The organism is Nitrospira defluvii, assembly GCF_905220995.1.
GTDB lineage: Bacteria > Nitrospirota > Nitrospiria > Nitrospirales > Nitrospiraceae > Nitrospira_A > Nitrospira_A defluvii_C.
In genome coordinates this window covers 122994-145835 of record NZ_CAJNBJ010000016.1, presented here as the reverse complement: position 1 = coordinate 145835, position 22842 = coordinate 122994, and the positions used below count along the sequence as shown (strand labels likewise).

General features: G+C 57.9%; 19 protein-coding genes and 1 pseudogene. 19 read left to right on the top strand and 1 reads right to left on the bottom strand.

Translation table 11 applies throughout. The features are described 5' to 3' along the window. Positions 1-35: 35 nt before the first annotated feature. The 19 genes and pseudogenes from KJA79_RS23335 to KJA79_RS12245 all read left to right on the top strand — a co-directional run. Positions 36-126, top strand: a pseudogene (locus tag KJA79_RS23335) (prepilin-type N-terminal cleavage/methylation domain-containing protein); the annotation flags it as partial. 621 nt (positions 127-747) lie between these two features. Next, on the top strand, positions 748-2772 hold the full coding sequence (locus KJA79_RS12330) for an O-antigen ligase family protein (protein WP_213042351.1): 2025 nt from the start codon (positions 748-750) through the stop codon (positions 2770-2772). Next, positions 2769-3731, top strand: coding sequence for a hypothetical protein (locus KJA79_RS12325; protein WP_213042350.1), 963 nt, complete (start codon positions 2769-2771; stop codon positions 3729-3731). Before KJA79_RS12330 ends, KJA79_RS12325 begins: the two co-directional genes overlap by 4 nt. A 15-nt stretch (positions 3732-3746) precedes the next feature. Continuing rightward, positions 3747-4718: an ABC transporter ATP-binding protein gene (locus KJA79_RS12320; RefSeq protein WP_213042349.1), complete on the top strand. Its 972-nt coding sequence runs from the start codon at positions 3747-3749 to the stop codon at positions 4716-4718. After that, the gene (locus KJA79_RS12315; RefSeq protein WP_213042348.1) at positions 4718-5482 is read left to right on the top strand and encodes an ABC transporter permease; all 765 of its coding nucleotides are present in this window, start codon (positions 4718-4720) and stop codon (positions 5480-5482) included. Before KJA79_RS12320 ends, KJA79_RS12315 begins: the two co-directional genes overlap by 1 nt. A 94-nt stretch (positions 5483-5576) precedes the next feature. Further along, positions 5577-6389, top strand: a complete 813-nt coding sequence (locus KJA79_RS12310; protein ID WP_213042347.1) for an ABC transporter permease — start codon at positions 5577-5579, stop codon at positions 6387-6389. Then, entirely contained in the window at positions 6293-7156 is an 864-nt protein-coding gene (locus KJA79_RS12305; RefSeq protein ID WP_213042346.1) for an ABC transporter ATP-binding protein, read from the top strand. The genes KJA79_RS12310 and KJA79_RS12305 overlap by 97 nt, the downstream gene beginning before the upstream one ends. A gap of 115 nt (positions 7157-7271) precedes the next feature. After that, positions 7272-8909 carry a methyltransferase domain-containing protein gene (locus tag KJA79_RS12300; RefSeq protein ID WP_213042345.1) on the top strand — a complete coding sequence of 546 codons (1638 nt, stop codon included), beginning with the start codon at positions 7272-7274 and terminating at the stop codon, positions 8907-8909. After that, a complete protein-coding gene (locus KJA79_RS12295; RefSeq protein ID WP_213042344.1) occupies positions 8906-10258 on the top strand; it encodes a glycosyltransferase in 1353 nt (450 codons plus the stop codon). The genes KJA79_RS12300 and KJA79_RS12295 overlap by 4 nt, the downstream gene beginning before the upstream one ends. A 250-nt stretch (positions 10259-10508) precedes the next feature. Continuing rightward, on the top strand, positions 10509-11648 hold the full coding sequence (locus KJA79_RS12290; protein ID WP_213042343.1) for a glycosyltransferase family 4 protein: 1140 nt from the start codon (positions 10509-10511) through the stop codon (positions 11646-11648). Next, positions 11645-12703, top strand: a complete 1059-nt coding sequence (locus KJA79_RS12285; RefSeq protein ID WP_213042342.1) for an MraY family glycosyltransferase — start codon at positions 11645-11647, stop codon at positions 12701-12703. The genes KJA79_RS12290 and KJA79_RS12285 overlap by 4 nt, the downstream gene beginning before the upstream one ends. Further along, positions 12700-14010 (top strand): protoporphyrinogen/coproporphyrinogen oxidase, encoded by a 1311-nt coding sequence (locus KJA79_RS12280; RefSeq protein WP_213042341.1) that lies wholly within the window; start codon positions 12700-12702, stop codon positions 14008-14010. Before KJA79_RS12285 ends, KJA79_RS12280 begins: the two co-directional genes overlap by 4 nt. A gap of 13 nt (positions 14011-14023) precedes the next feature. Then, positions 14024-15217, top strand: a complete 1194-nt coding sequence (locus KJA79_RS12275) for a glycosyltransferase family 4 protein (protein ID WP_213042340.1) — start codon at positions 14024-14026, stop codon at positions 15215-15217. A gap of 17 nt (positions 15218-15234) precedes the next feature. Next, positions 15235-16353 carry a DegT/DnrJ/EryC1/StrS family aminotransferase gene (locus tag KJA79_RS12270; RefSeq protein ID WP_213042339.1) on the top strand — a complete coding sequence of 373 codons (1119 nt, stop codon included), beginning with the start codon at positions 15235-15237 and terminating at the stop codon, positions 16351-16353. A gap of 302 nt (positions 16354-16655) precedes the next feature. Then, entirely contained in the window at positions 16656-16982 is a 327-nt protein-coding gene (locus tag KJA79_RS12265) for a hypothetical protein (RefSeq protein WP_213042338.1), read from the top strand. 156 nt (positions 16983-17138) lie between these two features. Further along, on the top strand, positions 17139-19115 hold the full coding sequence (locus KJA79_RS12260) for a Gfo/Idh/MocA family oxidoreductase (protein WP_213042337.1): 1977 nt from the start codon (positions 17139-17141) through the stop codon (positions 19113-19115). Between the two features lie 228 nt (positions 19116-19343). Then, positions 19344-20606: a tetratricopeptide repeat protein gene (locus KJA79_RS12255; RefSeq protein WP_213042336.1), complete on the top strand. Its 1263-nt coding sequence runs from the start codon at positions 19344-19346 to the stop codon at positions 20604-20606. Between the two features lie 204 nt (positions 20607-20810). Continuing rightward, positions 20811-21563 (top strand): hypothetical protein, encoded by a 753-nt coding sequence (locus KJA79_RS12250; RefSeq protein WP_213042335.1) that lies wholly within the window; start codon positions 20811-20813, stop codon positions 21561-21563. Between the two features lie 158 nt (positions 21564-21721). Beyond that, on the top strand, positions 21722-21937 hold the full coding sequence (locus KJA79_RS12245; protein WP_213042334.1) for a hypothetical protein: 216 nt from the start codon (positions 21722-21724) through the stop codon (positions 21935-21937). Between the two features lie 422 nt (positions 21938-22359). Here KJA79_RS12245 and KJA79_RS12240 read toward each other — a convergent pair whose 3' ends face one another. Then, a complete protein-coding gene (locus KJA79_RS12240; protein WP_213042333.1) occupies positions 22360-22752 on the bottom strand; it encodes a TraR/DksA family transcriptional regulator in 393 nt (130 codons plus the stop codon). Positions 22753-22842 lie beyond the last annotated feature (90 nt).

Sequence of the window (22842 nt, the reverse complement as noted above, 5' to 3'; positions counted from 1 at the left end):
TAACAATAGGAAAGGGAGGCATTATGTTGAAGCAAGTGAAGGGTCAAAAAGGTTTTACGCTGATTGAGTTGATGATCGTGGTGGCGATTATCGGAATCCTGGCGGCCATCGCCATTCCGAACTTCTTGCGCTATCAAGCCAAGTCGCGCCAGTCGGAAGCCAAGACCAACCTGGGCGCGATTTTCGTGGCCGAGACGGCGTACCTCAGCGAAAACTCGCGCTACGGCAGCTTCTCTGAAATCGGCTACGCTCTGGCCGGTGCGACCAATCGATACACCTACCGAAGCCCGTTGGCTGGTGGTAACGCGGCGTCCGGAGGCAATGCTTTCCCTGCTGCCAACTATGACCAGATTTCCTGCGGTGCTCCTGCGGGGTGCACGCCGGCGACCGATGCGTCTCCCGCGGTTCCGTCAAACGCCAGCACCACGGCGGGTGCGGTCGGTTTCACCGCGTCAGCGGTGGCGAGCATCGACAACGACGCCACGATCGATGGGTGGTCGGTCAACGATATCAAGGGTGGCTTGACCCAAGCTGTTCCTGACGACGTGATCAGCTAACGATCACTCGTAAGGGTTCTGAGAGACGGGGGAGGAGCAGCGTTCCTCCCCCGTTTTTATTTAAGTAACCTTGCGGGGCCAATTCGCTGAATCGCTGGATTGGGATCGTATCGGTTTGTCTCACGACGTCGCAGCCAATTTCACTTTCACTTTGCCAAATCGCGGCTCTCTGATAAAGCAGGAGAAAGTGATGATCGCGTCTCCGCAGCACGTATCCATGAACATCCGGTCCTCCATTCCGTTGATCGTGACGAGCGCGCTCGTCATCTTCTCTCCCCTCCAGGAGGGAGGCACCACGCACGTCGCGCAGATGATCATCCGTCTCGCGATTCTCGCGTGGCTCGGAGGTGCGATGGCGTTGAGTATTCGGCAAGGGCGTCTGGTGTTGCCTGTCCTGTCGGTCAGGTATGTTGTGATAGCGTTTCTCGGTTTCGCGGTGGTCGCCACCATCTTCTCGCCCTATGCTCATCCCAGCCGACAGTGGCTCCTCATGATCATCGGCTATGCACTGTTTTTCTATTTGCTTGTCTGTTCTGTGGACCGATGGGAGCATGTTCATGTGCTGACGGTGGTTATCGTGATGATGGGAGTCGGCGAGGCGGCCTTGGCCATCCTACAGGGCCTCGTCTGGAATGTTGTGAGGCCCAGCGGGACATTCTTTAACCCCAATTTCCTCGCGGGCTATCTCGCGGTGGGTTGGGCGATTGTCCTGAGCGGGGCAGTCTATGGGTATCGCCGCGGAAAGGCTCCTTCCTGGATGTCTGCGTCGCCAGCGTTGTGGTGGTTCGGCATCGTCGCCTCGTTGTGCAGCCTGTTCCTCGCGGTGCTGTTGACCCAATCGCGTGGGGGCATGATCGTCTTGCTGGTGTCGACGGCGTTCATTCTGACCGTGCGATATGGCTGGAAACTGGCCGGCAGTTGCCTGGTCTTGTTGGTGTTGGCTGGGCTGCTCGTCCCCACGCCGCTCCGGGAGCGGGTATGGGTCGAACATCAGCAGAATCCCGTTTCGTACGCCCGATGGCAAATGTGGCAGGGTGCGCTGACTCAAATGGCCGATCATCCGTTCGGAATCGGATTGGGACTCTATCAATATACCTACCCTCTGTACGCATTTCCGGTTGAAGGAGAAATTGTGCGATATGGAAAAGTTGCGCAGACGCCGCATAACGACTACCTACAAATGGGGGTCGAAATGGGAGTCGGCGCGATGGTGGTGTTTGCCGTTGGTGTGTTCATGCTGGGGCGAGAGCTCAGGCGGGCACTCCAAGCGCGACTGTCCCGTCTGCAACGAAGCCTCATCTTGGGCCTTGGGGGCGGAGCAATCGCCCTTCTCGTTCATGCTGCGCTCGATTCCAGTTTGCGCGAGTCAGCTCTGGCGATCCTGCTCGTGCTCTGCGCCGGTCTCGTTGTGTCTGTAGGACGACTCACCAAGCACCGTACGGCAGTCGTGTATGTCCTTCCGATTCGATGGCGATGGGCATGGGGGATGGGAGTTGCCAGCCTCCTGCTGGTAGTCGGCCTGGAAGTCATTCGCCCCGGCCTGGCCTGGATGACCTTTGATTCTGCCTCACGTCGAGCCATGGCGGGGGAGACGGCCGCGGCCATCCAAGGATTGCAAAAGGCCATTGCGTGGGACCCGGGAAAGTCTCTGTATCATCACGGTCTCGGGTCGGTCTATGCGAGAGCGTTCGAAACATCTCGTGCACAGGAATCGTTCCGACTCGCGGAGACAGAGTTCAAGACGGCGATCGAATTGAATCCACTGGACAGTCGGTTGCTGGGGCTTCTGGCACAATTGTACGTGTCGGCGGCACAGTCGCCTTCAGGCCCCGCAGATTCTGTTGAACAGCGGAAGGATTGGTTGCGGGCTGCACTGCGCGCGTATGAGGGCGCCGTTCAACTCGCGCCCTATGCCGCATCCTACCGCTACGAACAGGCCAGGCTGCATTGGATGCTGGGGGAACGCGTGGAGGCCGAGCAGCAAGCAAAGGAGGTAAAGGGGTTGGAGCCGAATTTCCTCCCAGCCCGCGCGCTCCTTGCCAGATTGTGGATGGATCAGGGACAGGTCGACGACGCCAAACATGAATTGCAGGAGATTCAATCGCGGCAAGATCGATACAAACAATGGAACAAAACCAGTATCGACCAAACCTTCTTGAATGTGGATGTCGCTCCATTGCGCGCGGCGGTGTATGAAAAGGACGTGGCTGGATGAATCCGACATCATCTCGATCCGCTGCGAAGCGGATCGCCGGGCAGATCCTGTGCGGGGTGGCCTTGCTGGCCGGGGCGTCAGGACTACTCCACGTTCTCGATCAGGAGCGGACCGCTGTCGCACGGGCTGAACAATTGGCGTATCTCCCGAAGGGAGACTATTTGAAATTGGCCGTTCTCGGGTATCGGCAAGTCGTCGCAGACCTGATTTGGCTGCAGGCAGTCCAGCATATCGGCGCGAAGCGCGATACACAGCTGGGATATACCTGGACGTACCATGCGGTGGATGTCTTGACGGATTTGGATCCGACGTTCGTCCCACCCTATCAGGCTACCGGCTTGTTTCTGGGTGTCTTAGTTGGTCGGCACGAAGAAGGTGTGGCGATTTTGGGCAAGGGCATGCAGCACAATCCGGGAAGTTGGCAACTGCCGTTTCTGGCAGGCTACATCTCATACTACGAGCGGTGCGATCCGGCGGCAGGAGGAGAATTTTTCCGGATGGCGGCGCGCGTGCCCGGCGCGCCTGCGTATCTTCCGCAATTGGCCGCACGTATGACGGTTGAAAGCGGGAACCCCGCTGCGGCGCTTGAATTTCTGGATCGCTTTTCGCGAAGCGTGGCAGATGAGCGGGTGCGGGAGGCGTTGTTCCGGCGGATGAAGGAAATTGTGCAGGAACAGGATCTGCGCCTTCTCGAAGAGAGTATCAGTCGGTACCGTGCCCGCTATGGGCAGGCGCCGGGGAAACTGGAAGATCTCATGTTGCGCGGTATTATCACCAGACTGCCGGTGGACCCGTTGGGCGGACAGTATGAACTCAATAACCTGACCGGAGCCGTCACCGCCTCCTCCACACGTGAGCGGCTGCGGATTCACGAGAAAGTGGCGTGTCGATTAGGGGGGGCGGCGCAGCCTTGGAAAGGGACCGGTTCGATGGAGACTCCGCTGCCGATCGTGCAGTGAGGATGGAGGATCGCCGTGGACGATATCGTCACAGAACACTTGAGCAAAAGCTACGCATCCGGTTGGCCTGGGCGACCGCCGTTCGTCGCACTGGATAGCTTGTCTCTCGTCGTTCGTCGGGGAGAAATTTTCGGCTTCCTGGGGCCAAACGGGGCGGGAAAGACAACCACGTTAAAAATTCTGCTGGGGCTGGTTCGCGCGACAAGCGGACAGGCGTACCTGCTGGGACAACCGGCAGGTGATGTGGCCACGCGGCGCCGGATCGGGTTTTTGCCTGAGTCTCCCTATTTCTATGACTATCTGACTGCCGAGGAGTTTCTCGGGTTTTATGGACAATTGGCCGGTTTGGATCGAACCGCCATCAACCAGCGGGTCACGGATCTGTTGGGACTCGTCGGGCTTACGGAGGCACGTTCCCGGCAGTTGCGAAAATTCTCCAAAGGCATGTTGCAGCGTGTTGGCTTGGCGCAGGCGCTGATCCACGACCCGGAATTGATCATCCTTGATGAGCCGATGACCGGACTGGACCCTGTTGGACGCAAGCAGGTCCGCGATTTGATTTTGAGTCTGCGCGATTGCGGAAAGACCGTCTTTTTCAGCACGCACATACTGCATGACGTGGAGATGATCTGTGATCGGGTTGGCATTGTCATGAAAGGCCGTCTCGTCGCCAGCGGCCGTGTCGAGGAACTTGTCCGACAAGACCATACCCAGTCCGTTGAGGTGGTTTGCCAGCAACTCAAGGTCGAGGGGAACGCCTTCATTCACTCGCTGGCCACCCGTGTGTTGCAGCAAGGGCAACAGTGTCTGATTGTCTTGCCGAGTCCTGACGCAGTCGATGCGATCGTCGGGGAAATTCGTCGGCAGGGAGGACGATTGCTGTCGGTGACTCCTCATAAAGCGTCGCTGGAGGATCTGTTTTTTCAGGAGGCCACTCAACAGGCCTCGCGGCCGTTGCCGCATATGACCAGTGGGAGGGCGTCCTGATGGGTGCGATCGGCGTCATTGCCTTGAATGCGTTTCGCGAAAGCTTGCGAGACAAGATTCTCTACAACCTGGTGTTGTTCGCTGGCCTGCTGATCGGATTGTCCGTGTTGTTGGCGGATTTGTCGATTACCGAACACCATAAGGTGATAGCCGATATGGGCTTGGCGGCCATCAACCTGATCGGCGTCATCATCGCGATTTTCGTCGGCATCAGCTTGGTCAACAAAGAAATCGAGCGGCGTACGATCTACACGATCATGGCGAGGCCGATCAGTCGGGCCTTCTTCATCATGGGGAAGTACGTTGGCCTGGCGTTCACATTGTTCGTAAACATGGCCATCATGTTGGCCGTGTTTCTGCTGACCCTGTGGCTTTACCATGTGCCGATTCAGCCATCTATTTTTCAGGCGGTCCTGCTGATCTTTGTGGAGATCTTAGTGGTGACGGCCATTGCGCTCTTCTTTTCGACGTTCACGTCGACGACGCTGAGCGCCATCTTCACGCTGGGCCTGTATGTGATCGGCCATCTGACGGCTGACTTGCGGACGATGGTGGCCAATAGTGACGGCGGGCCGATCAAGTTTCTCGTAGACCTGCTCTATTACCTCTGTCCCAACCTCGAAATGTTGAATATCAAGGGACAGGCCGCGGTGGGGATTGTTGCCGCTCCGGAGTATGTGATGCTGGCGTCGCTGTATGGGGTGATGTACGCCGGGATGTTGTTGACCGGTGCCTGTCTGGTGTTCCAGCAGCGGGATTTCTGACAGGAGCGAGGTGTCTCCTTGCTGGCATAGGAGAACGTTGAGCAAGCACTCCAATAGACTGCACTCCATGAGTCGGTAGAAAGCAACGAATCGTATGCAGGCACCATCGATCTTGGCGACACATGAGCCCAAAGCGGCGCGGGAGGTGAATTGGGAGCACCTTTGGGATCTCGTGGTGATCTTGACGCAAAAGGAAATCAGATCGCGCTACAAAAATAGCGCGCTGGGCTATGTCTGGTCTGTGGCAAACCCTTTGTTGTTTGCAATTATTTACTACATCGTGTTTGGGCAGATCATGAAAGTCCCAGTCGAGAATTATGCCCTATTTTTAATGGCGGGGCTCCTGCCTTGGCATTGGTTGGCCAATTCGCTCAGTGCCGCGCCTAACATCTTTCTTGCCAACGCGACCCTGATTAAAAAGGTTCGATTTCCTCGACATGTCCTGGTCGTGTCGTATGTGTTGAACGAGGGGATTCACTTCGTGCTCTCAATTCCCGTGATCATAGGGTTTCTGCTGGTGAATGGGATGAGCCCCTCTTGGAGCTGGCTGACCGGCATTCCGCTTCTGCTTGTGGCAGAATTCCTGATCGTCTATGGACTTGCCGTGACGCTGGCATCTCTGAACCTATTTTTTCGGGATTTGGAGCGACTGACAGCATTGCTCATTACGGTGTTGTTTTTTTTGACGCCGATTACCTACTCGAGTGCGATGGCACCCGCACCCTATCGCACACTCTTGTATGCCAATCCAGTTGCGGCATTGATTGAGAGTTGGCGCGAAATGTTTCTGCACGGACAGCTTAGTTGGCTATGGATCGGATCCTGTTATCTCAGTGCGGTGGCCACACTTCTAGTCGGCAGCTTCGTATATTGGAGAATGGCCCCCAAGTTCGCCGAGGTGATATGACGGCGATCTGCTTTGACCACGTTTCGAAGTGGTATCCGAGGTATCAATCCTTATCGCATGGGATCAAATCCTCTTTGTTGCACTTGCCCGAGACGCTTCGTTCCCTAAAGCGCGAGAGAATCAGGGTTTTGGAAGATGTGTCGTTTCGTATCGATAAAGGAGAAACGGTCGGTCTCATCGGTCCCAACGGTGCAGGTAAGAGTACAACCCTCGCGTTGATGGCCGGCGTCGTGGAGGCCGAGGCGGGGCAGGTCGTTGTCGGCAGCCGTGTCTCGCCTCTGCTTGAGCTCGGAGCTGGTTTTCACTTTGATTTGACGGGGTCTGAAAACATCATTTTGCACGGTGTTCTGCTTGGCCTGACACGTCGAGAAGTCTTTTCGAAAATGAAGGCCATCATAACCTTCAGTGAGCTTGAAGCGTCCATCGATCAGCCGCTGCGCACCTATTCCAGCGGAATGATCGCGCGGTTGGGTTTTGCCATCGCCTGCCATCTGGATCCCGAGATTCTCCTGATCGATGAAATTCTGTCGGTCGGGGATTTTTCATTCCAGCTCAAATGCAACGCCAAGATCGATGAATTTAAACGGCAACAAGTCACCATGGTGCTCGTGTCGCACTCGATGGCACATGTGCAGAGACTCTGCGATCGAGTCATTTGGTTAGAGAAGGGGCGGATAATGGGCGAGGGCGCTCCAAGCGTGATCTTGGCAGAATACGAAAAATCGGCGCAGTTACGGCATGGTGAAGACCGATCCTCCGCTGCCTGAGCCGTTCGCGCGACCCGAGAGAAACGCATGCGGACACCGAGCGTAATCATCTCTCTCTTCAGGTGCCAACGCCAAACATCACTCCAAAAGATTGCGAGCCGAGGATAGAGGGAACATGGATTCAACAACGCGCAAAGGTCAGAGCATGGGGTTCCGCAATTCTTCGGGGCACCTCCCGCATCCGTACGTTCGCGAGTACTACGAGTCCTGTCTTGGGCCTGTCCCTTATAGCCGTTATGAGGGGAAATGGCTGCAATTTTTTGGTTTGGTTGCGGATCACATCGTGAAGCAGATTGGACCCAAGAAAGTCTTGGACGCGGGGTGTGCAAAAGGATTCCTCGTTGAGGCGCTTCGAGATCGAGGGGTCGAAGCCTATGGAATTGATCTGTCCGAGTATGCGATCAGTCAAGTGCGACGAGACATCAAGCGCTATTGCCGAGTGGCTTCGTTGGTCGATCCGATTGCTGAGCGGTTTGATTTGATCGTGTGCATTGAAGTGCTCGAACACATTCCGGAAGAGACCGCGCGGCAAGTCATTGCCAACCTCTGCCGAAGTACGGACGACATTCTGTTCTCCTCGACTCCCGATGACTTCGCTGAGGTCACCCACGTGAATGTGCGGCCACGGTCGTACTGGAATGCGTTATTCGCCGAGCAAGGCTTCGACTTCGATGTTGAGTTTGATGCGTCCCGTATCGCTCCACATGCGATGCGGTTTGTGAAACGGTCCGTGCGATGTTGTGTCATCGATGCGCTGCTGACACAGCGCGAGCAGTTACGGCAGACATTCGAGCGCACTGATGAAGAGCAGAGGAAGGTGATTCAAGCGTTGGAGCGGCGTTTAGAAAAAATCGAACAATCGATCGGCTGGAAGGCCGTGGTGCATCTCAAGCGACTTCGCGAGAGACTCTGCCCCCTTCATAGTGTGCGGCAGTCAGTCTATTTGTCGCTGCGGTCAGGGCTTCTTGCGCTCATGAACGGGACGTGGCGTTCGCTGTTGAGTGGTGCGCGGAATAGAGAGCAGCTTGCTCAGGCTCACCCGGGGACAGGATCGACCATCGATGCTGATCCGGCACTGGTAACGCCGGCGACCATTCCAATCGCTCCGGAATCAGCGTTGGCCCACTCGCTCCTCGATGGGCTGAAGGGCCTGGAAATAGGGCCGGCGGCACACAATCCGTTCGGATTGAATACCAGAAATGTTGAGTTGCCTGCGGCGCACGAGTTTTATGCCGGAGAGCAGCGGCGACTCTCCGGACTCGAACCTCCGCAGGTCGATCTATGGGCAGCCGCCGACAACATTCCTGTCCCAGACCAGAGTGAAGGATTTATTCTCACCAGCCATATTCTCGAACATCTGCCAAACGTGGTCGGGGCGTTGATGGAATGGGACCGCATCGTCATCGATGGTGGATATGTGTTCATGATCGTCCCTCACAAGTGGGCGTTTGCCCCCGATGCGACCCGAGAACTCACGTCCTTTGAGCACTTCATCGATGACTATGTCCAGAAAGCGTCGATTGAGAGTCACCCAATCGATGGAGTACCTGGTGGAAAAATGGGGCACTATCACACCTTCACGCCTGACTCGGTACTGCAGGTTGTTGAGTGGATGTGTCGCAACAAGCTCTGTGATTGGAAGCTGGTCGCGCGAGAAGATATTGATACCAAAGTGGGGAACGGATTCACCCTGGTGTTTATGGTACTCCACCGAGATCGAGCAGGTTGTTGTGCCGAGGAGACGGTCTCGTGAGCAAGGTGCTCCTCATTAGCAACGATGTGATCGGCAAGCAGATGGCCGGACCTGGTATCAGAACCTGGGAGTTGGCGAAACTGCTTGCGGCTGAACATTCCGTGACCCTGTTGACTCCCACCAAAACCGATCTGCAACATCCGGGACTGTCCGCTCTGGTATCGACGCAGGATTGTGTGAGACGGAATGCCGATACTCATGATGTCGTGATCGGACAGGGACAAATACTCAGTCGCTATCCCTTTCTATTTGGTCATTCGATTGTAAAAGTCATCGACCTCTACGACCCATCGCCCATTGGTTATTTAGAGACGACTCCGCCTACGACGATCAGTGGCCAGTTAGAAAGTCACCATGCATTGGTCCGAGAGCATTACAACTATTTGCGTGCCGGTGATGTGTTTCTGTGTGCAAGCCAACGGCAATGGGATTTTTGGGTCGGCATGCTGATGGCAGCCGGAAGAATCAATCCAGTTGTCTATCAGGACGACCGGATGCTCAGACGTCTATTGATTGTGGCGCCGTTTGGTGTGCCGGCTCAGGTGCCTGTGCATCGGCGACGGGTCTTAAAAGGTGTGTGGCCGGGAATCGAGGCGGACGATGTCGTCCTGCTGTGGGGCGGAGGACTGTGGGAATGGTTTGATCCAATGATGGCTGTCAAAGCGATGAGTCTCGTTGGCCGCAAACGTACTGACATCAAGCTTTTCTTCATGGGAGTCAAACGACCCAATGCCGCGGTGACGACGTCTCATACCGCTGAACAGACCATCGCGTTAGCCGATCAGTTGGGACTGACGAATCATCTGGTATTTTTCAACGATTGGGTCGCCTACGAAGACAGAGAAAACTTTCTGCTGGAAGCTGATCTGGGACTCAATGTCCATCGAGATAACCTCGAGACTCGGTTTTCATTTCGCACTCGCATGATGGATTATATATGGGCCGGACTTCCCATCATTAGTACGGAAGGGGATCCGTTGAGCGATCTGGTGAAGGAAAAGCAACTTGGGCTGACCGTGCCGTGTGGAGATGCCGAGGCACTTGCCCAGGCTATTCTGCAGGCCGCGGACGTACCGGCGATCAGGCAAACGTGGAAACACAATTGTCTGGAGACGGCGCGAGGATTTTCCTGGGATCGCGTATTTGAACCGGTTGTCGCATGGTGCCGCTCACCAATACAGGCGAAGGATAAAGAATATACGGACCTCTGGAGTTCCTGTGTGCAAGCCTCTAGAAACTGGCCAAGGCACGCGTGGCAGTATTACCTCCAGCGAGCCATCCACCACTACCGTGTGACTGGAATGAGAGGCCTTGCCTCACGTGTCATATCATGGTCGTGCGGGAAATGAGCGAACGCGTTCGTGGCTGACGTTTGCCAATGTGTTGAGGCGGGAGTGTCACGGTGCGGTATGCCTCCACCATGATCCTGTCTAGTGCTCTTCCATTCCGCAATTCGTAGTGTCCCCGCAGCGAGTCGCTCACGCCCACGCAGAAACATCGAAAAACCTATCCTTGCCGGGGAACTCCGGTACTATTTGAGGAGTCGGGTCTGTCCGCGCAACTGCTTGACACTTCGAGGCCACAGGCGCCACGCGTGCCATGACCGTTACCTACTTCTCAAAAAGCTCGAGCATCGGCCCGAGTAGTCGTTATCGCGTCTTTCAGTTCCTGCCTCAGTTTCAGGCCGAGGGGATCGACTGTCGCGTGGAGCCCCTGTTCGGGGAAACCTACTTTTCCATTCTAGAGGTACGGTCTCGCGCGCTGCAGACCTGTCTGAAGATTCCGTATGTGCTCGCCAGATTCCTCAAACGGCTGGGGACTGTGCTGATGCTCAACAGGCAGGACCTGGTCGTCATTGAAGGGCCGCTATTCCCCTACGCGCCTCCGGTCGTGGAACGAGTGCTGCGTTGGCTGGGACAGCGGGTTGTGGTCGAGATGGACGATGCGATTTACCTCACCCATGGGCATGAGGCCAAGATTCCTGCGCTCCTAAAGATCGCCACCGGTGTCATTGTCGGCAATGATCGTCTGGCTGCCTATGCCAGGCAGTGCTCATCGTATGTGTCTGTGGTGCCGACCGTCGTGGATACGGACCGCTTCGTCCCGCTCGCCAGTCAGGCTGCGACCTCGCCTTGTCATGCTGACGAGGCCATCACGATTGTATGGATGGGGTTGGCCTACAACCTGAAGTACCTGCATGTGCTCGTTCCGGCACTTCGCACGCTTCAGTCTCAGTATCACGTGAGACTTCGAGTGGTCTGTTCTCATGCGCCGAAATTAGCCGGTATTGACGTCGAGTTCCGAGCATGGGATTTCAGCCGTGAGGTGACGGATCTTCAAGATGCCACGATCGGTGTCATGCCGTTGGAAGATACCGAATGGGCGCGAGGCAAGTGCGGGCTGAAGCTGCTCCAGTATCTCGCCGTCGGTTTACCGGCGGTGGCCTCCCCCGTCGGCGTCAACAGCGACATCATCGTGAACGGGGAGAACGGATTTTTCGCGTCGACCGAAGACGAGTGGTACGAGCGACTGCACGCGCTCTGCGGCCGGCCGCACCTGCGGGCACGCATGGGAGCTGCCGGCCGGCGGACGGTGGAATCACGATATTCCCTGGCTCTGTGGGGGCCTCGGCTCGCCGATGTGTATCGTGCGTTCGCGGCGGGTAAGCCCAATCAAGCGACGCCGCATCCCGCGCAAAGCCCGGTTTCGAGCCACCGCCATTCGACGAGGGCACGATGATTCTGCTCACCCTGACGTTCGTAGTCGCCGTGCTGCTGGCGATGTATGGAGTGCCGATCGCGCGCCGGGCTGCGCTGAAGTTCGGTATTGTCGACAATCCCGATGGCCGGCTCAAGCACCAGCGGGAGCCGGTTCCGTACCTAGGCGGGTTGGCGATCTATCTCGCCTTTCTCGTCAGTCTGGCCTTTACCTTCGAGTTTCGACAAGACGTCCTCGGTATCGTGCTGTCGGGGACCCTGATTGTCATGCTGGGGTTGATTGACGATTTCGGCGTGCTTTCGCCGGGCACGAAACTGGTGGGACAGTTCCTGGCCGTGTTCGTGCTGATCAAGAGCGGCATACGGATTGAGATCGCGTCCCTCCCCGATTGGGTCGATCTCGTGCTGACGGTGCTGTGGATGATCGGCATCATCAATGCCTTCAACCTGCTGGATATTATGGATGGGCTGTCGGCCGGTGTGGGGATCATCAGTGCCGCGTTTCTCTGTGTCGTGGCGGTGCTCAATGGTGATCAGACCATCGCCTTCATGCTCGCCGCGCTCATGGGCAGCCTCCTGGGCTTTCTTCGGTACAACTGGCGCCCGGCGTCGATTTATATGGGTGATTCCGGGGCAATGTTCGTCGGGCTGATGCTTGGAGCGTTGTCGATGATCGGCAAGTACACCGAAGGCCACTCCGTGTCGCTGCTGACTCCGGTGCTGATTCTGGGCATGCCGATTTTCGACACGCTCTTTGTCATGTATATCCGTTTCCTCCGCGGCCTGCCGATATTTCTCGGCAGCCCCGATCACATGGCGATTCGCTTGCGACACTGGGGACTGTCGGTGCCTCAAGTCGTGCTGGTGAGTTATCTCGGCGCAGCCGTGCTGGGCGGCATCGGGCTGCTTGTCATGGCCGTGCCTCAGGATCTTGCCCTGGGGTTAAGCGGACTGACGGTCATGGGGCTGGCCGTCGCGGCCGTGGCGTTGACGCGTGTGAATGTGTCCAGCGGAGTCGTCGCCGTGAGCCGTGAGGCGGTCCCGGCACGTTCGACAGAAAGGACCGGCGCAGTATGATTCTGATTGTCGGGGCCGGATTGGCGGGATTGAGCGCGGCCTATCACCTGCGGGGCATGCGCTACAAGATTTTGGAGCGGGAGCGCGAGGTCGGCGGTTTGTGCCGTTCTTACGTCAAAGAAGGATTCACTTTTGACTATACCGGTCATCTGCTTCATTTTCGTCAGACGGCGATCAAGGCGTTGGTGGAAAGCTTGTTGCCGGGCCAGTTACAGCGACATGCCCGCAAGTCCTTCGTGTACTCGCATGATACCTACACCGAGTATCCGTTCCAGGTGAATACTCACGGCCTTCCGCCTGAGGTCGTGCGCGAGTGCCTCCTGGGATTTATCGCCACGTTGACGGACCCCTCGTCTAAGGCGTCGGTGGAAGGTCGGTCCTTCAAACAGTGGATTGTCGAGAGTCTGGGCGAGGGGATCGCGAAGCATTTCATGGTGCCGTTTAATGAGAAGCTCTGGCAGGTGTCTCTCGATGAGCTTACCTCCGACTGGGTGTCCTGGCTTGTGCCGAAGCCGGACGTGAAGGATGTCGTCAACGGTGCCTTGGGAATCAAAGACAAGGCGTTCGGGTACAACCCATCGTTTCAATATCCGGTGAGCGGCGGTATCAGAGTCTTGCCTCAGGCCTTCCTGCCCTCGGTGGAGCATCTGTCCTATGATTCCGAATTGATGGAGATCGAGACGGGACGGCGGCGGGCGGTGTTTCGTAGTGCGCAAGGAGAACGCACCGAGGAGTACGAGCGGATCATCTCGACGATTCCGCTGCCGGATCTGATCCGTCGATGTGTCGATCTTCCGTCGTCCATGCGGGAGCTGGCGCAATCGCTGCGCTGGGTGTCGGTCTACAATGTGAACCTGGCGGTGGCGCGAGAACAGATCTCCGACAAGCATTGGATCTATTTCCCTGAACACCGCTATCCCTTCTATCGCGCCGGGTTTCCCATGAACTTCTCCCCGGCCATGGGGCGCCCCGGTTGTAGTTCCCTGTATGTGGAGATCTCGCATCAGCCGACGGAGCGGGAGTCGGAGGTTTCGCTGATCGAACGGGTTCGGTATGGATTGGAGCAGGCTGGGGTGTTACGGCCGACGGACGAGTTGGTCATGTCGGACGTGAAGGATTTGTATTACGCCTATGTCCTGTTCGACCGGTACCGTGGGCGGGCGGTCAAGGAGTTGCTGGGGGAACTGGAGCGTAGAGGGATTTCGTCGATCGGGCGATATGGATTGTGGGAGCATACATCGATGGAGGACGCCATCGCCCAGGGGCAGCAGGTCGCCGAGCGGTTACGGATGAGAGCCGCCGCCTGAGCGGGAGAATATTATGGATGTCGTCTGTCACGTCATCACCAAGCTGGAGCTTGGGGGGGCGCAGGAAGTCGCGATGCGGGTGGTGTCCAGCCTGGATCGCCGGCGATTCCGCCCCGTGTTGATCGCAGGGCCGGACGGGTTGTTGACCGAAGAGGCGCATGCACTGCAAGGCGTGGAACTGCGGCTGATTCCTTCTCTTGCCCGGGAGATTCATCCGCTGCAGGATTTGCGTGCTCTGTGGGAGCTTGTGGCGACGTTCCGACGGCTTCGGCCAAAGATTGTCCACACCCACAGTTCAAAAGCTGGTATCCTAGGGCGCATCGCTGCCTGGTTGGCCGGAGTCCCCTGTATTCTGCATACGATACACGGGTACGGCGTGACGCCCGCCCAGCCGTATTGGCTACAACGACTGTTGATCGGGCTTGAATGGATGGTCGGGCGCGTGACCACCCATTGGATTGCGGTGTCGCAGGCCGACCGGCGTCAGGGTATCGAGTGGGAGCTGTTCACCGCCTCCAAGGTGTCGGTCGTCAGGCCCGGCATTGATCCGGAGGTATTTGCCGCGCGGATCGAGGCGGCGGAACGCGACCGCCTCCGGGCGGCATTGGGCGTAGGCCCTGAGGACCTGCTCGTAGGGACGGTCTCATGCTTGAAACCGCAAAAATCGCCCGAAGATTTTATTCGTGTGGCCGCTCTGGTGTGTCAGCGTATGCCTGCGGCCAAATGTATCCTCGTCGGCGACGGCGAGTTACGGCCCCGCATCGAAGCGATGATTCAAGCCGAGGGGTTGCAGGAGAAGGTGACCCTGCTTGGTTGGCGCCGCGATGTTCCGGCGCTCCTCAAGGCGCTCGACGTCTTTGTATTAACCTCTCAATGGGAGGGGTTGCCCTGCGCGATCTTGGAAGCGAGAGCCAGCCGGGTGCCGATCGTGGCGACCCGAGTGGGCGGTGCCGCCGAAGCGATCGTTGAAGGTATCCAGGGAACGCTCTGTCCGGCCGGCGATGTCCGGGCCCTCGCAGGGCGAGTCTGTCAGATTCTGGGAGATGCACGGCTTCGCGCGGATCTCCGGAATGGGAGCGAAGAGTTGCCGGAAGAGTTTACGATCCAGGAAACCGTCAAGCAGTACCAGTCGCTGTACACGTATCTCTTACATAGCCGGCGACCTGCCGGCAATACGATGAAGTTGCAGCCCAATCGATTGTCATGAGTGGACCGAGGGAGACGATGAACATTCCGCTGCTTGATCTGAAAGCCCAATACCAATCCATGCGTGGTGAAATCCTGGCCGCGATTGAAGCGACCTGTGATGAGCAGGGCTTTATCCTGGGGCCGCGGGTGGTGGCACTCGAAGAGGCAGTGGCGGCTTATGTCGGCAGCACGCATGCGGTGGGCGTGGCGTCCGGGAGCGATGCCTTGTTGCTCGCGTTGATGGCCTTGGGCGTCAAGGCCGGCGATGAGGTGATCACGGTGCCCTTCACTTTCTTTGCGACGGCCGGGGCGATTTCCCGCTTAGGTGCTAAGCCGGTCTTTATTGATATCCGTCCAGATGATTTCAATATGGACCCGCAGTTGTTGGAGCGGGCCATCACCAAACGGACAAAGGCGATTATCCCAGTACATCTCTTCGGTCAATGTGCAGACATGGGGGCGATCAACGAGATTGCGAGACGACACAAGATCGGTGTGATCGAAGATGCCTGCCAGGCCATTGGCGCTGCGCAGAAGGGACGGCGAGCCGGGGTGTTGGGCGATGTGGCCTGTTTCAGCTTCTTCCCGTCGAAAAATCTGGGTGGATTTGGTGATGCTGGAATGGTGACCACGAACGACAAGGCTCTTGCGGAATCCATCGCCATGCTACGGGTCCATGGCAGCCGCGTACGCTACGTGCACGAAGCGATCGGGATCAATAGTCGATTAGACGCGTTACAGGCCGCGGTGTTGCTGGTGAAATTGAAGCGGCTGGATCAATGGGCAGAGGGTAGGCGACGGAACGCCGCGCGCTATGTGCAACTGTTCACCGACACCCAATTGACCGATCGCCTCACGTTACCCGTGGTGGGGCAGGACAACTTTCACGTTTTTAATCAATTCACTCTTCGTGTGCAGAAGCGCGATGAGCTGCGGAGCTTTTTGAAGGATCAGGGTGTGGGCACAGAAGTGTACTATCCACTGCCGCTGCACCTGCAAAACTGCTATCGTGACCTGGGATATTCAAAAGGCGCGTTCCCGCAATCGGAGCGCGCGGCTGAAGAGGTCCTTGCCCTTCCGATCTATGCGGAGCTGAGCGATGAGCAGCTGCACTATGTTGTCCAGATGATCGCGTCGTTCTATCGCAAACGGTAGCCTCCGCCTCGCCATCCGGGGCGCGGGATGTTTCCACGCTCGACTTCTCCGCCATCTCCATCTTCCGTCAGAGTTCCTTTGGGTCTGTCTGCAAGAGGGCATGCCCTCGCAAACTGGCCTTCGCCTCCGTCGGTCCACCCACGCCTGCTGCAGAATTTCTCGGTGTGCCAGTCCTTGTCGCAGCCTCAGCGCCGGTCATTGAATCAACGACACGTGGGTTATTGAGGTTCGGTTCAAGGCTGAACAACCAGGAGGTGTTGATGTACATCGACACCTGGATCTCCAGGTAGGGCGTTCAACGGGTGATTCGTGGCACGGTGTCTCCGGTCGTCGATGACGGGGGCGTTGTGCTCGGGGCGGTGTTGGTGATTCACGAGAACACCGCAGGTGGGCCGGCACTCAGCCGGCCCATCGTGCAGGATGACGCGATCTGGAGAATGGAATCAACGCTTGGGCGGCCGCAAGGGATTATGAATTTGTGCTCCTGGTGCAAGCGTGTGCCGGATCAATCCGGCGAGTGGTACGACCTGGCGACGTTCATTGCCGAGCGTTCAGCGATGCAGTTTAACGGCGGGCTCTGTCCGGACTGCATGCACCAGTGTTTCCCTTGTGAGCGAAGACACATCTAAGGATGTGTACGACACGTGGTATGGGCGCGGCAGCTGCCCTGCATGAATTTTCGAGAAGGCTTCAACAATCCCTGCGAATAGACTATAGTAGCACTGCACAGTTGCAGACTACTTGTGACAAACCCTAGCAGCCAGACACCCTCATCTTCACGTCCATTGCGAATCGCGCTGATCGGCGCAGGCCGCCACGCGCAGCATCACGCCCGCGCGATTGTGCGGTGCCCCAGTGTGCAGCTGGTTGCCGTCGCAGATCCTTCCGATGTGGCACAAGCTGCCATGCGCGACATCGTGCCGGGTATCGGGTGTTTTCGAACCCCAGAAGAGTTGTTCGCGTCTGAGCGGCTGGACGTCGTCCACATTATTACGCCCCCCGCGTCCCATGCTCCCCTTGCGCGCATGGCGATCAAGGCCGGTTGTCACATTTATGTCGAGAAACCTTTTACCGAATCGGTGGAAGACGCGCAGCAGGTTTTGGATGAGGCGAATGCCAAGGGGCTCCGCGTCTGCGCCGGCCATCAATTGCTCTACGAGCCTCCGACCCGGGTGCTGACCCAGTATCTTCCGTCCATTGGTCGGGTCGTGCATGTGGAAAGTTACTTCTCCTTCCGGACCGTGCGTCACGCGCCGGGCGGCCGCAAAGTACTTCGCGCCGATCATCAGTTACTCGACATCCTGCCGCACCCGGTCTACTTGCTGCTTCAAGTATTGGAGCAGGCGGGGGAGGGGCGAACGGAGCTGTTGTCGCTGGAAGTCAGCCAGGCCGGAACGGTGCACGCGCTGGTGCGGCGCGGCGGCGTGACCGGCACGTTGATCGTGACTCTGGAAGGGCGGCCGGTCGAGAGTTATCTTCGTGTGATCGGTCGCAACGGCTCATTGTTCGCCGACTATGTCCGGAGCACCACGCAGCGGGCTATTGGACCTGGCTCGTCCGGCATCGATAAGTTGTTTGCCCCTTACCGGCAGGCCTGGCAGCTGTTGACCGGCACCACCTCAGCGATGGCAAGCCGCTTTCTGAAGCGTCAACGGAGTTACCCCGGCCTTGCCGAACTCTTTACCGCGTTTTACGAGTCGGCACGGCACGGCAGTCCCTCCCCCCTGTCACCCGAGAGTTTGTTAGAGACCGTTCGGATTTGCGAGCGAGTGGCAAAGGCGCTCAAGGTGGGGGAGGCCAGAGCCTTGGCTGCAGCGGCTCCGAAACCGGTCGAAAGTCGTGGCGTGTTGGTCACGGGTGGAACGGGGTTCCTGGGTAAAGAAATTGTCCGGGCCTTGCTGTCACGCGGCCGTTCCGTTCGTGTGGTGGCGCGTCGAGAGCCGTCTCCGTGGGAGCGCATCCCAGGGACTGAATACGTGGTCGCTGATGTGGCGACGGGGGCGAGCGCCGATCTCTTCAAGGGGGTGGATACCGTCATCCATGCTGCGGCGGAAACCGCAGGCGGCTGGCCGGAACATCAGCGGAATTCGCTCGATGCGACGGAACACATGATCCGTGGAGCGGCCGGGGCAGGTATCACACACTTCGTGCATGTGAGCAGTTTAGCCGTGTTAGCGCAAGGTACGGGGCAGCCGATTCCCGATAATCATCCACTGGAGCCGAATAGCAAGGGATCCGGGCCGTATGTGTGGGGCAAGCTGGAATCGGAACGTCTGGCGGTCCAGCTCGGGAAGGACCTGGGCATCTCCGTGAAGGTGATTCGCCCCGGGGCGCTGGTCGACTACCGGGACTTTGATCCGCCTGGCCGGCTCGGCAAGCGATTGGGGAACATCTTCGTGGCCGTCGGGTCGTCAGGTGATCGCCTTGGAGTCGTTGATGTCGGGTTTGCCGGCCGCTGCCTCGCTTGGATGACGGATGCTTGGGACCAGGTGACGAGTCCGCTTAATCTGCTCGACCCCGTCTCACCGACCAAGCAGGAACTCTTGGATCGTCTTCGGCGAGCCAATCCAGATTTGTCGGTCTTCTGGTTACCTAGGTTTGTCCTCGTGCCGTTGTCATGGCTTGCGACGCTGGCGCAAAAAGTCCTACGCCCGGGGAAGCCGGCGATCGATGTGGCGAAAGTCTTCAGTGTCCTCCCCTATGACACCTCCGGCATTGCGAAGCTCGCTCCCTTTGTCGATTCCAACATACCTCAGCGATAGTTGATTGTTTTTCTGTCTCACCCGCTCCTGAGTGGCCGGCCCTGTGTGGGGAAAGAAGCTCACTCGCCTGGAGAGCCGAGTGCTAACTCATTGAAACAGTGATAGAACTCCCGGTCGATGAAAAAGATCGTCTTCCGGGGTTGATTTGGGGCGTCGGAGGGGGTAAGTCTTAATGGGCAAACAGCGTCTGCGAACAGTAACGTCCTCACCACCCACGAGTTACCCATCATGAGTATTCGATTGAATGCCCGAGCACTTACCATCGGTCTGGCTTTCCTGGGCTTCCTCTCAGCTTGCGCGGAGGATCACCGTTGGCGGTCGGCGATGACAGAGGGCACCAACGCCATGCGTTCCGGAGATTACACGCATGCGGAAGAATTGTTTGTCGCGGCCCGTAAAGAGGCCGAAGTCTTGGACCCACAGGGTAAACGCTTGGCTGAAACCCTGAGCCAATTAGGCGAGGTGAACCGTGAACTGGGCCGCTATCCTCGTGCCGAAGCGCTGTTTCAGGAGGCCTTGGCGATCCGCGAACGTGTCTACGGTCCGGCCCATGCGGAGACGGCGGCGAGTTTGACCGATCTGGGCGAGCTCTATCGGCTCCAGGGGCTGTACACGCAGGCTGAGGCGCTCCATCAACGTGCCCGAGAAATTCGGGAGAAGGTGTTCGGCGCGGATCATAGTAAGACGGCGGAAAGTCTGAACAACATTGCCGTGGTGTATCAGGACCAGCATCGATTCTCCGATGCGGAGCCGGTGTTGCAGCGGGCGCTGGAGATTCTCGAAAAGCAGCTGGGGCCGGAGCACAGTCTAACGGCCATCACAAGAGATAACCTGGCCAAACTGTATCAGGCCCAGGGACAACATGCCCGGGCGATGCCCTTGTACCAGCGCACGCTGACCATTCATGAAAAGGCATTCGGGCCGAATCATCCTATTGTGGCCAGGAATCTTGAGAATCTGGCTGACACCTATCGGGCGCAAAACCAATACCCCCAGGCCGAGGTGCTGTATCAGCGGGCCGTGAGCATTTTCCGGAAATCGATCGGGAATGAGCATGTGGATACGGCGGAGGCCATGAGCCGCTTGGGGCAGCTGTATGAGCTGCAAGGACTCTACTCCCAGGCCGAGCCGTTGTTTCAGCAGGCCATCGCGATCCGCGAGAAACAGCAGGGGGCCGATAATCCTCAAGTGGCCGGCGAGCTGAAAAATCTCGCCTCCCTCTACCAGTCACAGAACAAGCTCGACCAATCGGAAGACCTGTATAAGCAGGCACTGGGGATCTACGAGCAATCGGTGGGGTATGATCGCGATGCCTATGTGAAGACCTTAAAGAATTATGCCTCGCTTCTGAGGCGGAGGCAGCGATCCGGCGAGGCCGAGCGTTTGGAAGAGCGCGCGAAAAGTGTGTTGAAGCGTCTGTCGCTGGAGAGCCAAAGCCAGGGGAAAACGGCAGCAGAGGTTCCTCTTGCCCCGGTTGTGCCGGTTCCGTAGTCCGCTCCCGTTTGGCCTTTCCGCTCCCACGGACGATCCACCGCGGCAGACTCCCGCACTGCCGCTAGCCCGTGCCGTACGCACCGGGTCAGTCCGCTGTTCCATCCAGCTACCGACACCCTGCATAAGTAGCTATTGTGACGCCACCTCGGATTTCCTACACTAGGGCCGCCAATCAGGTTGCTTCAATCCAGAGGGACATTCATGAAGAGAGCGCTGATCGCGATCGTTGCCATGGCCTTGTTGTCCGGCGTGGCCTGTGCCAGCAAGCCGCCGAAGAAGCAGTTCCAGCTGCTCGCCGGGGAGTTTGTCTCTCCGGTTCGGATCACGAAGCCGGTTGATCAACAGAGTGCGGTGATTGGTCTCACCATTAAGAGCCCAGCCTGGGTGCCCAATACGGAAGACCGACTCTATCTCGTCAAGATCGAGAAAGACCGTGACCTCTTTGAAGGGACGAAGTTGATCCCGACGAGCATCGTGGTTCCTCCACCCGGCAGCGGTGGCGGCGGGACGGTGTACATACAAAATGTCCCGCCCGGGCGCTATGCGGCGGTGGCATTCAGCACGTCGGAGAAAGGCTTCGGCAAGGTGCGCGAAGTCACGCTGTTTCTCCTGCCGAAGTCGGTCGTGGCGCAAAGCGACACGACCGTGTCGCCCGGGTCGATCGCGTTCATGGGGGAGTATGAAGTGGGGGCTTCAACGATGGTGCTGCAGGAGAAGGCCGCCGACGAGGTGCAGGAGCATTACTTCGAGGCCTTCTGGGGGAAGCCGCTGGCCCAAGTCATCGCTGATCTCCAAGTCCTGGGGACGCCGGCCTACTTCGCCGTGCACACGGTTGGCCTCAGGCGTGGGAGTCGGGATGCCGAAGCTGAATCCCGCTTTCTTGCGGCTGCCAAGCGCGATCTTGAACCATCCTGGACGCCGGTGATTGATCGGTACCGTCCTCCGTCGCGGTAAGGGCGAGGTTTGAGTATACCTCTGTGTGGTTTTTACCGGGTCCCATCCTGGCCCTCACTTCTTCTGTTAACAGAACGTTTATCTTCTTCGGATCTGGGTGTGATGTCCTCCTTGTATCCTGGTCTTGACATGGTCAGTGCCAACATAGGAGGGAGATCATGCAACTCGTACACCGAGGTTTTCAGATCCATCGGTCTCGTCCACGCCGTCAAGATGTCCTGTCGCTTCGCACCGCGCCCATGCTCGCCACCGGTACATGCCGGGAGTGTTGGAAAGAGATTCCGTTCGTGCAATCGCGTCGGCGATCGCAGGCAACCCTCTGTCCCACTTGTATTGACGAACGCATCGACAGCCTTGCTGCCGACGCGTTGTAGACGGCGGCAGTCGCAATAGCTGATCGGTGTCAGCAGGGATGTTGTTCGGCTTCCCGTCTCATTCTCTTGCCCTATGCTCGGATCTCCGCACTCAAGCACATTGTGTGTCGTCTTTTCCGCACATCCCGTCGTTCAATGGATGTGCGGCGTGATCCAGCGGCGACAGAGATTCCCCTTTCTGCGTTCGCTCCTCCTGCCTGGTGGAGCGAATCTCTTCCGCGTCAAGTGAGAATGTCAGAAGAGGCAGATGTGCTCCCGTGCCCGGTGCCCATCGGGTGCTGAAATCGAACGAGTGGGAGGGCTGTCCCGCTCCGGCTCAGAAGAGGGGAACAGCCCGGGAGAGAGGTGCGGAGAGGTGGACGCAGCTCAACTCCCAATACCCATTGACGTCGTCAGCGCGCTCTGTGCCTGATGAATGTCGGTCATGTCCTGCTGTGCAACAACGCACGATCTTCACACTCTGTCTTGCAAGGGATACACAACGTGGCATCGGGTTGCGCGCGAAGGCGAGGCAAGGGAATGTCCGCTCGACAGAGGTGACAGACACCGTAGGAGGCATCGTCTATACGATGAAGCGCACGTTCGACCTGTTGGAGCTTGAGATGGGCACGTTGTGCCATGAGATCGTCGAATAGGACGTCCCGCTCGGCTGCGGCCAAGTCCAGCACGTCGGCTGCGGGTTCGTTCGTCGTCTGGTCAGGGCGTCGAGCGCTTGTCTGAAGCAACAGCCTGTCGCGATCTTGCAGTAGCTGCCGACGGATGGATCGAAAGGCCTGGCGACGGGAGCGCAATCGGCCTGTCCCTGTTCTCTCCATGACAACCTCCTCCGTACGCTGAGTCGAAGTGCTCTCTCGTAGACTACAGCAGGGAAGCGACAAGGACATATGCGGGAGGTTAAGTTGGAG